Origin of the sequence: Actinoplanes campanulatus (assembly GCF_014647795.1) — a bacterium.
Lineage (GTDB): Bacteria > Actinomycetota > Actinomycetes > Mycobacteriales > Micromonosporaceae > Actinoplanes > Actinoplanes campanulatus.
Genome location: NZ_BMPW01000009.1, coordinates 108,109 through 119,820 on the forward strand (window position 1 = coordinate 108,109; position 11,712 = coordinate 119,820).

General features: G+C 70.9%; 10 protein-coding genes. 2 read left to right on the forward strand and 8 right to left on the reverse strand.

Annotated features, from left to right (window positions below; all coding sequences use genetic code 11):
* Positions 1-60: 60 nt before the first annotated feature.
* A complete protein-coding gene (locus tag IEZ13_RS18700) occupies positions 61-813 on the reverse strand; it encodes an SIR2 family NAD-dependent protein deacylase (protein WP_372441826.1) in 753 nt (250 codons plus the stop codon).
* A 139-nt stretch (positions 814-952) separates the two neighbouring features.
* Between IEZ13_RS18700 and IEZ13_RS18705 the strand changes: the two genes are divergently transcribed.
* Positions 953-1,177, forward strand: a complete 225-nt coding sequence (locus IEZ13_RS18705; RefSeq protein WP_183219448.1) for a hypothetical protein — start codon at positions 953-955, stop codon at positions 1,175-1,177.
* Here the strand turns inward: IEZ13_RS18705 and IEZ13_RS18710 are convergent.
* From IEZ13_RS18710 to IEZ13_RS18735, 6 genes are all read right to left on the reverse strand, one after another.
* Complete coding sequence (locus IEZ13_RS18710) at positions 1,155-2,366, reverse strand: MFS transporter (RefSeq protein WP_183219450.1); 1,212 nt, start codon at positions 2,364-2,366, stop codon at positions 1,155-1,157. The genes IEZ13_RS18705 and IEZ13_RS18710 overlap by 23 nt on opposite strands.
* A 65-nt stretch (positions 2,367-2,431) precedes the next feature.
* Positions 2,432-4,231: a 3-keto-alpha-glucoside-1,2-lyase-like domain-containing protein gene (locus tag IEZ13_RS18715; RefSeq protein ID WP_183219452.1), complete on the reverse strand. Its 1,800-nt coding sequence runs from the start codon at positions 4,229-4,231 to the stop codon at positions 2,432-2,434.
* 199 nt (positions 4,232-4,430) lie between these two features.
* Complete coding sequence (locus IEZ13_RS18720; RefSeq protein WP_183219454.1) at positions 4,431-6,029, reverse strand: FAD-dependent oxidoreductase; 1,599 nt, start codon at positions 6,027-6,029, stop codon at positions 4,431-4,433.
* The gene (locus tag IEZ13_RS18725; RefSeq protein WP_183219456.1) at positions 6,005-7,156 is read right to left on the reverse strand and encodes a thiolase domain-containing protein; all 1,152 of its coding nucleotides are present in this window, start codon (positions 7,154-7,156) and stop codon (positions 6,005-6,007) included. The genes IEZ13_RS18720 and IEZ13_RS18725 overlap by 25 nt, the downstream gene beginning before the upstream one ends.
* Positions 7,156-8,112 (reverse strand): lipid-transfer protein, encoded by a 957-nt coding sequence (locus IEZ13_RS18730; RefSeq protein ID WP_183219458.1) that lies wholly within the window; start codon positions 8,110-8,112, stop codon positions 7,156-7,158. The genes IEZ13_RS18725 and IEZ13_RS18730 overlap by 1 nt, the downstream gene beginning before the upstream one ends.
* A complete protein-coding gene (locus tag IEZ13_RS18735; RefSeq protein ID WP_229794784.1) occupies positions 8,109-9,041 on the reverse strand; it encodes a Zn-ribbon domain-containing OB-fold protein in 933 nt (310 codons plus the stop codon). Before IEZ13_RS18735 ends, IEZ13_RS18730 begins: the two co-directional genes overlap by 4 nt.
* Positions 9,042-9,130: 89 nt before the next feature.
* Between IEZ13_RS18735 and IEZ13_RS18740 the strand changes: the two genes are divergently transcribed.
* Entirely contained in the window at positions 9,131-10,666 is a 1,536-nt protein-coding gene (locus IEZ13_RS18740; protein WP_183219460.1) for an acyl-CoA synthetase, read from the forward strand.
* 253 nt (positions 10,667-10,919) lie between these two features.
* On the opposite strand, the gene IEZ13_RS18745 is transcribed toward IEZ13_RS18740, so the two are convergent.
* The gene (locus IEZ13_RS18745; RefSeq protein WP_183219462.1) at positions 10,920-11,699 is read right to left on the reverse strand and encodes a crotonase/enoyl-CoA hydratase family protein; all 780 of its coding nucleotides are present in this window, start codon (positions 11,697-11,699) and stop codon (positions 10,920-10,922) included.
* Between the last annotated feature and the right edge of the window lie 13 nt (positions 11,700-11,712).

The window sequence follows — 11,712 nt, forward strand, 5'->3', positions numbered from 1 at the left end:
GACGACGCCGGTGTCCGCGGTGGCGGCCCTCTTTCGTAACCACGGTTATGATAACCGTGGTTATGAAAGACTGGGCCAGGCGGCGGTGACCAGGGCCGGGAGGACGGTGGCGGCGGGGCCGTGCAGGTTGATGCCGGCGACCGCGTCCAGTGGGGTGGGCTGCGGGTTCACCTGGATCACGGTGGCGCCGAACATGGCCGCCACCTTCGGGATCTCGGCGGCCGGGTAGACCAGGCCGGACGTGCCGATCGTCAGGAGCACGTCGCAGTCGGTCGCCTCCTGGACGGCCGTCTCCAGGATCTGCTCCGGCAGGGCCTCGCCGAACCACACCACGCCCGGGCGCACCGGGCCGGAACAGTGCTCGCAGCGTGGCGGGGCCAGCCGCCGGCCCTCCGAAGGCTCCTCGCCGTCGGGCATCGGGGCGGACCGGGCGCATGATGCGCAGCGCGGCTCGAACAGGCTGCCGTGCAGGTGCAGCGGGCCCGCCGACCCGGCGCGTTCGTGCAGGTCGTCCACATTCTGGGTGATGACGACACTGCGCGGGGTGCGCGCCTCGATGGCGGCGACCGCCTCGTGGCCGGGGTTGGGGTGGACCCGGCGGATCACGGTGCGGCGCCACTCGTACCAACCCCAGACCAGGTCCGGGTCGTCCTGGAAGGCTTGCGGGGTGGCCAGTGCCTGAGCGTCGAAGCGCTCCCAGAGGCCGGTCAGCGCGTCCCGGAAGGTGGGCACGCCGCTCTCCGCCGAGATCCCCGCGCCGGTGAACACCACCACCCGTCGCGCCTGAGAGAGGACCTTCGCGGCCTCGCGCACCTCAACCATTCGATCCCCCAGCGCCGTCCGAACGTATTACCAGCACGAACGAGTGTCGCATCACCGCGGGAGCAGATGGGTCGTTGACTCACGGAGAGCGCGCGGAGGTGGTCGGTCGAATGTCCGAAGTGGGATGCCGGTGAGTGACGAGGCCACCGAACCGCCCCCCGGCGCGGACCGCACCCGCCGTCTGCGCGCGGCCGGCGACCGTCTGCTCACCGTCGTCGGCGAGTGGACCGCGCCGGGCCCGCAGCGTCCGGAGTGGTCGGAGTCGAGCATGAGCACCCTGGTCGGCGCGGTCACCGCGGCCGCCGGGATCCTCTTTCTGGCCGCCATGCTGGTCATCTGGTTCGCCCGCTCCTGAGCGCCAGCACCGCCACTGCGGTCACGCCCAACAGGCCACCGCTGACCAGGGCGAACGTTGCCGACGTGACGGATGCGAGCAGGCCGCCGCGGAGGTTGCCGAGTTCCGGGCCGGAGTGGCCGACGATCAGTTCGGCGGCCGACACCCGGCCCAGCATCGCGTCCGGGGTGTGCGTCTGGACGACCGTGCCGCGCGTGACCACCGCGACGGTGTCGGCGGCCCCGGCCACGGTGAGCAGCAGCAACGCGACCGATATGAGCGGCGCGACGCCGAGCAGGGCGATCGCCGCGCCCCAGACGGCCGCCGCCGCGAACATGATCGGCGCGGGCCGGGCGCGCCGGGTGAAGACCCCGGAGAACAGCGAGGCGGCGACGCCACCCACGGCCAGGGCCGAGAACAACAATCCGAGGGTACGGGGATCGCCGCCGAATCGTTCCGCGTTCAGCACCGGGAACAGGCTCACCGGCATGGCCAGCACGGTCATCGCGAGGTCGGTGAGCAGCGCGCCCCGAACCGCCCGGTGCCCGGCCAGGAACCGCAGCCCGGCCAGCGCCGCCCGCACCCCGGGCCGGGACGCCTCGCCGGCCGGCGGCATCGGCGGCAGCGTGGCGGCGGCGCCCAGCATCACCACGAAGGACAGGGTGTCGGCGAGGAAGCAGCCGCCCACCCCGGCCGAGGCGATGAGAAGCCCCCCGAGCGCCGGCCCGAGCAGCATCGACGCCTGGAAGGCGATCCGGTTCAGGGCCAGGCCGGCGGCGAGTTCCGGCGCGGGCAGCAGCCGGGGCAGGATCGCCCGGGACGCGGGCCCGGCCCCGGCCGCGAACGACGACTGCACCGCGACGAGCCCGAGCAGCACGCCCACCGGCAGCCCGCCGGCGAACGCCTGCACAGCCAGCAGCCCCGCGCACACGGTCTGCCCGGCGACGCAGATCAGATAGAAGCGGCGCCGGTCCCCGTGATCGGCCAGTGTGCCCGCGAACAGCCCGAACACCAGCAGCGGCAGCCCGGACGCCAGCCCCGCCGCTCCGGTCCACACCGGGCTCCGGGTGGTCTCCCACACCTGGTAGAGGACCGCGACCAGCGCCATCTGGCCGCCCAGCCCGGAGCACACGCGCCCGATCCACCAGCGGCGGAAGTGAGGTGAGGTGCGCAGCGGGGAGACGTCGATCAGGGCGTTGTTCAATGGCATGGCGGCTTTCCCGTACAAAAGGAATCGCCCGCCTGCCGGAAGTGGCAGGCGGGCGAGTCAGCCGATCAGAGTGAGACGGCCTTGCCGCCGAGGGTGATGGCCAGGCGGCCGTCCGAGGCGAACGACCAGGCCAGCGCGCCGGTGAAGTTCGCGCAGCGGGCGCCGTTCGTGCCGGACCAGAACTGGTTGGTGCTGTCCGCGGTGCCGATGATGCGGTCGTTCGTGCCGCTGGAGCTGCGGCACGAGGTGTTGTTGGTGAAGACCGACGTGCCGGCGTCGAAGTTGAAGTTGCGCTCTGTGTTGTCGATGCTCAGGTTGTTGGAGATCGTCATCGATCCCGGGTTGCTGTTGTAGGTGAACCCGTGCTTGCCGTTCTTGTAGGCCACGGTCCGCTTCACGATGTGGTTGACCCCGATGTCCTCACCGCCGAGCTTGAAGCCGTTGCGGTCGCCGTTGCCGGCCTGCGAGCCGTCGCTGAGCGTGCCGTTGTTGTAGGCGAGCGAGTCCTCGATGGTCACCACGCCGATCGGCCCGGTGTCGGTCTTGGTGTAGAGGTCCCAGCCGTCGTCGATGTTGTTGTGCGAGACCGCGTACCGGAAGACGTTGCCCGATCCGACGGTCAGCTTGGCCGCGAAGCCGTCCGCGTCCTCACCGTCCGAGTCGGCGTTGTCGTGTGATTCGGCGCTGAGGATCAGGTTGTTCGCCGGCCACTGGGCGGCCGGGGTGTCCGACGCGATCCGGGACAACTGGAGACCGGTGTCCCGGTTGAAGCGGGTGATCGTGCGCTCCAGGATGTTGTTGCTGCCGCCCACGAAGATGCCGTTGTCGCCGGCGCGCTCGACGACGATGCCGTAGACCCGCCAGTAGTTGCCGTTGACCGCGAGACCACGGGCCGCGGTGTCCTCGGCCTGCGCCGAGAAGTTCAAGACCGGCACTTCACCGGGGTACGCGGAAATCGTCTTCAACGCACCGGACGACCCGTTGTTGCCGGGCGCGATGGTGACCGTCGACGAGTGCGCGTAGGTGCCGCCGCGCAGGTAGATCGTGCCGCCCGCGGCGATCCGGGTGATCGCCGAGGTGAGCGTGGTCGGTGCCGCCACCGTCCCGGCCGCGCTGTCGGTGCCGTTCGGCGCCACGTAGAGGGCGCTGCTCGACGGCGGCGGGGAGGAGGAACTGGCCGACGGTGAGACCGACGTCGACGGAGAGGTGGTCGGCGACGACGTCGGCGTCGACACTCCGTCGTCGACGAGGACGTCGTCGAAACGGCCCGCCGCGTACTCGGTGAGCAGCCCGATCCGGCCCGCCGTGATGGTGCTGTCGGTGGCCGACCCGACGCTCGTGCCGTTGACCGACCCGCTGATCGTGGTCCCGTTGACGGTCAGCTTCAGCGTGTAGAACGTGCTCGCCGAAATCGTCTGGCTCAGGCTGCCCAGCACCGTGACGCTGCTGCCGTTCATGGTCTCCAACTGGACCCGGTTGGCGCCGGTCAGCGACAGCCGGTACATCTTCGTCGCCCCGGCGGCGCGGGCGGTCAGCGCCACCACGCCGGAGGTCGAACCGAATGTGGTCGCCTTCACCTTCGCCTGGACCGAGTAGTTGGTCCACGAGGTCGTTCCGGCGAATTGCCGGGCCCTGGTGTTGGTGCTGTCCGACTGCTGGAACACCTGCGTGCCGTCGCTCACCACCGACCAGGTGCCGCCCGATTTCGACCACCCGCTGGTGCTGCCGGCCTCGAAGTCGGCGGAGAACAGGGTGGCCGCCTCGGCGGTGCCGATCGTGACGAAGACACCGGCCGCGACCAGGCCGGCGAGTCCGGCGGCGCCGAGCGAACGGCGCAGTCCGCGGGCCCGTGGATGGGATGACATGGGGGATTCTCCTTGTCGCAAAGGGATCCCCGCCGGGCGCGGTGCAGCCGTCCGCGATCGCATTAAATGGCGGCGGACGTGCAGCGTGGGGGATGTTCCGGCGGGGGCACCGTTGGGGACGGATTCCGAGTTGGAATCTGCCACCGGGCATTACCGCCCGTCAACGGAATCCATTTGCAGGTTTGTTGCAGTAATGCTTTCAGACGTTGGCGGCGAGGAACTCGTCCAGGCAGCGCTCGGCGTTCGCGGTGACCGTCAGGGCCGGGTTGGCGAGGCACGCGGAGCCGGGCAGCAGGGCGCTGTCCACGCAGTACAGGTTCTGGTATCCGGCCACCTTTCCGGTGAAGTCGGTGGCCCTGCCCATCACCAGACCGCCGAGCGGGTGGTAGGTGTTGCGCGACCCCAGACCCATGCCGGTGTTCCGGTCGTAGGACGGCAGCCCGGTCAGCAGCGAACCCTTCGAGCCCTCGGTACGCCACCACAGCCGGGTGGCCAGATCCCGCCCGGCCTTGTCACCGGCGGTCTCCATCTCGGCGTACGGCCAGTAGACCTTCCCGGCGCCGGTGGCCGCGTCGTACCGGATCTCGCCACGTTCCGGGATCAGGGTGGTGATCAGATGCGCGGTGGTCGCCGGCAGCCAGGACGGGATCGGCGCCGCCTCCCAGGCCATGGCGGCCCGCGCGTACGGGTTCGCGTCGTCGAAGAACCGCACGTTGCCCGGTCCGCCCTGGGCGTGCCCGACCGCCTTGCGCAGGTTGAGCCGGGCGATCAGGAAGTCGCCGTTGTTGCCCCAGCCCTTGCCCACCTCGGTGCTGGTCAGCCGGGGGAGACGGCCGCGCGCCCGGGAGGTGAGCAGCAGTGATGTGCTGTTCAGTGAGCCGGCCGCCAGGAAGACGAACTCGGCCGTGAACGTCTTGCTCGCGAGGACCCCACCGCGCTCGTCGATCTGCCGGGCGGCCGCCTCCATCATCGAGGATCCGGATACCTCGCGAAGTTCGGTCACCTCGTGCAGCGGATAGATAGTGACATGTCCGGTTTGCTGGGCCCAGGCCAGATAGTTGTGGTCGACGCTGTTCTTCGCGCCCGAGTTGCTGCCGAACGGCCCCTCACCGATCGTGTGGCAGGCCCGCACCCGCCCGGCCAGCTCATCCCGGATCACGTTCCAGTCGACCCCGAACGGCACCGGTACGGGCGTGCGGCCGAACTCCGCGATGTACTCCAGCCACGCGCGCGCCCCCGCGTACCCCGGCTGATTTTGAATGTCGGCGGGAATCGGCGCGGCGCCCAGATTCTGCCGCGCGCGCGGCCAGTAGACGTCCTCGAACGTGGTGTACGACAGCTCGGCCGGATAGACCCGCTCCCAGTCGGCGCGGCGCGGCTGCGGCAGGTACATGCCGATGACCAGCGACCCGCCGCCCACCCCGGCTCCGCACATCACCTGGATGCCGTCGCCCACGTGTTTCTGGATGAGCCCGGCGCCCCGCTCGATGGTCTTGCTGACGTCGAGGCCGAGTGGCGGTTTGTCGGCGAACCACGCGCACCGCCAGTCCGGGTTGCTGATCGTGCAGAACGTGTTCCCGGAGCCGTCCAGATCCCAGCGCCGGCCCCGTTCCAGGACGGTCACCTCCATCCCGGCCTGGGCCAGCCGGTACGCGGCCACCGCGCCGGCGAACCCGCTGCCGATCACCAGGGCGGTCCGGCCCTGGAGGTTGCGCCGGGCCAGGCCGGGCAGGAACAGCCCGGCCGCGCTCGCTTGCAGAAGAGTCCGGCGTTTCACGGCTGCCTCCCGACCACCCACATGGAGAAGAACTGCGACCCGCCCCCGTACGCGTGCCCGAGCGCCGTCGCCGCGCCCGGCACCTGGTGCTTTCCGGCCCGGCCCATCACCTGCATGGCCGCCTCGGCGAACCGCAGCAGGCCGGAGGCGCCGATCGGGTTGGAGCAGAGGACCCCGCCGGACGGGTTGACCGGCAGCGCTCCGCCGATCCGGGTCTCACCGGATTCGACCAGCTTCCAGCCCTGCCCCTGTCCGACAAATCCGACATTCTCCAGCCACATCGGCTCGAACCATGAAAAAGGAACATAAAGCTCAGCGACGTCGATATCGTCGAGCGGGTCCTCGATGCCGGCGGCTTTGAACACGGCGCGCGCGGCCGTCGATCCGGCGCGCGGATTGACGTGGTCCTTACCGGAATAGAACGTCGGCTCGGTCCGCATGGCCGTCGCCCTGATCCAGGCCACCTGCCGCGATGACGCCTCGGCGGCCGCCTGATCGCCGATGACCACGGCGCAGGCGCCGTCGGAGGAGGGGCACGTCTCGTCGTACCGGATCGGATCCCACAGCATGGGGGACCGCTGCACCGATTCAAGCGTGATGTCCGGTTGCTGCAGATGCGCGTGGGGGTTGAGGGCCCCGTTGCGGCGGTCCTTCACCGCCACCAGCGCACCGATGTGCTCCGGAGCATGAGACTTCCGGATATATGAGCGAATATGGGGAGCGAAGTAGCCTCCCGCCCCCGCGGTGATCGGCGCGCTGAACGGCGGCTGGATCGACAGCGCCCACATCGCGTTCGACTCCGACTGCTTCTCGAACGCCACCGCCAGCACCCGCCGGTGCACCCCGGCCCGGATCAGGCTGGTCGCCACGATCGCCGTCGCCCCGCCCACCGACCCGGCGGTGTGCACCCGCAGCAGCGGCTTCCCGGCCGCCCCGATCGCGTCGGCGAGGAACAGCTCGGGCATCATCACGCCCTCGAACAGGTCCGGCGCCTTACCCAGCACCACCGCGTCGATCTGATCCCATGCGGTCCCCGCGTCGGCCAGCGCCCGGTCGATCGCCTCCCGGCACAGCCCGGCCATCGACACGTCGGTGCGCCGGGTGCGGTGCTCCGTCTGCCCGGTTCCGAGTACAGCGGCCCTGCGCATCACGCCTCCAGCACACAGACGAGGTTCTGCTGCAACGCGGGCCCGCTCGTGGCGTGCCCCACCGCGGTCCGCGCCCGCCCGGACATCACCTCGCCGGCCGCCGCCCCGATCCGCGACAACCCGGCCGAGAACATCGCGTTCGCGCCGAACGGCAGGTAGGAGCCGGCCCGGACGACCTCACGCAGCAGCAGCTCCTGATGGGTGAACGGGGCGTGCAGCGCGGCCACGTCCACCGCGCCGTCCACACCGGCGTCCCGCGCCGCCGCGACCGCCGACGGCACCGTGGTCAGATCCCGCTCACCGAGGCCCTGCGGATCCACCCGATGCGCGAAACCGGAGATCCGGGCGGGGCGCTCCCGCAGACCGCGGGCACGATCATTCGCGGCCAGGACGACCGCCGCGACACCGTCGGCGACGCGCGCCACGTCGTGTTCCCGCAGCGGACAGGAGAGGTACGGCCCCTCCGCGCGCCGTCCCGCCACCCGGGCCATGTCGTCCTCGGTGAACAGTCCCGCGTCCAGTGCGAGCCGGGCCTGCAACGCCGCGATGCTCACCGCCCCCGGCCACAGCGGCGCCACCGTGTACGGGTCCAGCTGCAACGACAGCACCCGGTCCAGATCGCCGGCCGTGCCCTTGCCGAACCCGTACACCAGCGCGGTCTCCGCCTCACCGGCCAGGATCTTGAGGTAGGCCTCGTACAGCGCCCACGCCGCGTCCATCTCCACGTGCGACTCGGCGATCGGCGGCACCGCCCCGATCGCGTCCACCGCGCTGACGAAGGAGAACGCCCGCCCGGCCAGGTAGTCCGACGACCCGGAGCACCAGAAGTCGACCTCGCGGCGGCCCAGCCCGGCGTCCGCCAGCGCGGCCGTGATGACCGGGACCAGCGTCTCCACCCCGCTCGTGGTGAGCGAGGTGTCCGCGTGCGCGAACCCGACGACCGCGACGGTGTTCACAGGTGCTCCGCATAGGACTCGTAGGGGGCGTCCGGTTCTCCGGTCGGCTCGAAGTGGTCGATGTTCTCCGGCGTGGTGGACCATCGCGACCGGTCCCGCCAGACCGCGGCCACCCGCATCCCCATCCGCACGTCCCCGGCCTCGACGCCGAGGATCAGGTGCGAGATCGGGATGTCGGCGCCGTCCAGCAGCACCTGCGCCACCACGTACGGCGGGGTCAGCCGCTGCCCCGCGAAGGGCACGTTGACCACGCAGAAGGTGGTGACCATGCCGCGGTCGGCGACCTCCACCACCTCGTCCGGGGCCACCCCGTCGGCGGGGCAGACGCGCGGGGGGACGTACACCTTCCGGCAGGCCGGGCAGCGCTGGCCGATGATCCGTCCCTGTTCCAGGGCCCGCAGATAGCGGTCCTCCTCGGCGGATGTGGTGTGCTGATAATGCAGCCGGATCGGCGTCGTCATGATCTCCACCGGCTCAAGGTCTTCTGCTATTTCGGATATGCCGGTTTCGCCAGGCTCGAAGCACTCGATGTCCCGGATGTGCCCCCGTCCTTCCGCGGCCCAGCGGATCCGCACCCGCATCCCGGTGTGCAACTCGTCCGCGTCCACCGCGTGCAACAGGGGCGTGTCCGCGCCGTCCAGCCGGATCAGCGCCCACCCGAACGGCCGGTCCAGCGGCTGCCCCTCGACCGGCCGCGGGTTCCACGTCCAGCTCACCACGGTCCCGGTGGGCGAGACCTCGACCAGGTCGGTGACCGGCTCGTGGGTGACCGGGTCGTACTCCAGCGGCGGCACGTGCACCCGCCCGTCCGACGTCCGCGCACCCAGCACCCGCCGCTCCCGCAGCCCTGCCATGAACCGGCCCAGCACCGGCCCGAGCGAGCGCGTGTAGTCGAAGGCGATGGTCAGCGGTGCCGCTAGGGTATCCACGTCGATGAGTGAAACACGTTCCAATCTCGGCGGGCAAGGACCGTGTACAGACGCTTTCTCATCGATGGAACCAGTTATAGAGTCGGGCCATGACGGGCATCGGGATGTGGACCATCGCGGCCGAGCGGCCGCAGCTCGCGGCCATCGTGGACCCGGACGGCCGCACCCTCACCTACGGCGAACTCGCCACCGAGGCCGACCGGATCGGGCGCGGCCTGCGCGACGCCGGGCTGGAGGCGGGCGACACCATCGCCCTGCTGCTGCCCAACGGCGCCGACATCCTCACCGCCTACTTCGCGGCCGCCCAGATCGGGCTCCACGTCGTACCGCTGAACTGGCATCTCACCGCCGCCGAGATCGGCTACATCCTGCGCGACTGCGGCGCCCGCGCCTTCATCGCGCACGAACGCTTCGCCGGCGCGGCCCGCGAGGCCGGGCGATCCGTGCCCTCCCGCTTCGCGGTCGGCGACATCCCGGGCTTCGCGCCCCTGTCCGCCCTGGGCGCGGGCGGATCAGGCAGACCCTTCCCTCGTACGCTCGGCGCGCTCATGGTCTACACGTCCGGCACGTCGGGGCGGCCCAAAGGGGTACGCCGACCGCTGCTCGGCCTCGACCCCGACCAGGTGGCGCCGGTGTCGCTGTGGTTCTTCGGCCTGTTCGGTCTGCGCCCGTTCGACGATCACGTCCATCTGTGCTGCTCACCGCTCTACCACACGGCGGTCATGAACTTCGCGGTGATCTCGCTCCAGTTCGGGCACACCGTCGTGGTGATGGACCACTGGGACGCCGAGGAGTTCCTCCGGCTGGTGAGCGCGCACCGGGGCACCCACAGCCACATGGTGCCCACCCAGTTCCGGCGGTTGCTCGCCCTGCCCGCACACACGCGCCGGCGGTACGACGTGTCCTCGATGCGCGCCATGATCCACGGGGCCGCGCCCTGCCCGCAGCCGGTGAAACGGGACATGCTCGACTGGTTCGGGCCGGTCGTGATCGAGTACTACGCGGCCTCCGAGGGCGGCGGCACCCTGATCACCGCCGCCGAGTGGCTCCAGCGGCCCGGCTCGGTCGGCCGCGCCTGGCCCGGCTCCCGCATCCGGGTCCTCGACGACGACGGCAAGGACCGGCTGCCCGGCGAACCCGGCACCGTCTACCTCCAGATGGGCGACGCCACCTTCGAATACCACGGCGACGCCGAGAAGACCCGCGCCTCCTGGCGGGACCGGATGTTCACCGTCGGCGACATCGGCTACCTCGACGACGACGGCTACCTGTTCCTCTGCGACCGGGCCAGCGACGTGATCATCACCGGGGGCGTCAACGTGTACCCCGCCGAGATCGAGAACGAACTGGCCGTCCACCCGGCGGTCGCCGACGCCGCGGTCTTCGGCATCCCGCACGACGAGTGGGGCGAGGAGATCAAGGCCGTGGTCCAGCCGCAGCCCGGCATCGACCCCGGCCCCGCCCTCACCACCGAGCTGCTCGCCTTCCTGGCCGGGCGGGTGGCCCGCTTCAAACTGCCCCGCACCGTCGACTACGTCGCCGAACTGCCCCGCGACCCGAATGGCAAGCTCTACAAGCGCCTCCTCCGCGACCCGTACTGGTCCGGCCGCGACCGCGCGATCTAAACCCCCTTCGTGTTCCCCGAGGGTGGGGTGCACACGATGGCGGTGTCGTGGCCGCCTCCGTGGCATATGGCCGTGGTGGCCGCGCACGCGACGTCTTCCGTGCGCGGCCACCACGGCTTCGCCCGCCCGAACGTGTGCACCTGCCCGGCCACCGATCTAAGCCCGGTGGGCGCGCCGCGGGCTTGACCCGAGAGTGACTCGCGGGGGTGCCGCGGGACGGGGTGGTTCGGCGGGAACGGCCACGTCCGTACGATCAAACGCCTTTGAAGTGGGGTTTTCGTTTTTCGATGAAGGCGCGCGGGCCCTCCTTGGCGTCCTCGGACATGAAGACGCGCGTGCCGATGCGGGATTCGAGGGCGAACGCCTCGTTCTCCGGCAGGCCCTCGGTATCGCGGATCGTGCGCAGGATGGCCTGCACGGCGAGGGGGCCGTTCGCGGCGATCGTCTCGGCGATTTTGAGGGCATGCGCCAGGGCTTCGCCATCGGGGACGACGTGGCCGATCAGGCCGGCGTCGCGGGCCTCGAAAGCGGTCAGATGCCGGCCGGTGAGCAGCAGGTCGGCGGCGACCGTGTAGGGCAGCTGGCGCGGCAGCCGGACCGCCGAACCGCCGAGCGGGAACAGCCCCCACCGGGCCTCGGAGACCCCGAAGCGGGCGCTCTCGCCGGCCACCCGTACGTCGGTGGCCTGGAGGATCTCGGTGCCGCCGGCGACGGCCGGGCCCTCCACGGCGGCGATCAGCGGCTTGGTGAGACGGCGGCCCTTGAGCAGCGCGTCGATGCGGGACAGGTCGGTGCCGTTCGACCGGAACCCGTCGCCGGGGTGCTCGGCGGTCATGGCGCGCAGGTCGGCGCCCGCACAGAACGCGCCACCCGCGCCGGTCAGGATGGCCACCCGGATCGACGGGTCGGAGTCGACCCGGTCCCAGGCGTCGCGCATCACCGCCATCATCGCGGGGGAGAGCGCGTTGCGGACCTCCGGCCGGTTCATGGTGACGATCAGGATCGGTCCGCGCTGTTCGACGAGAGCGTCCACCCGGTTTCCCTCC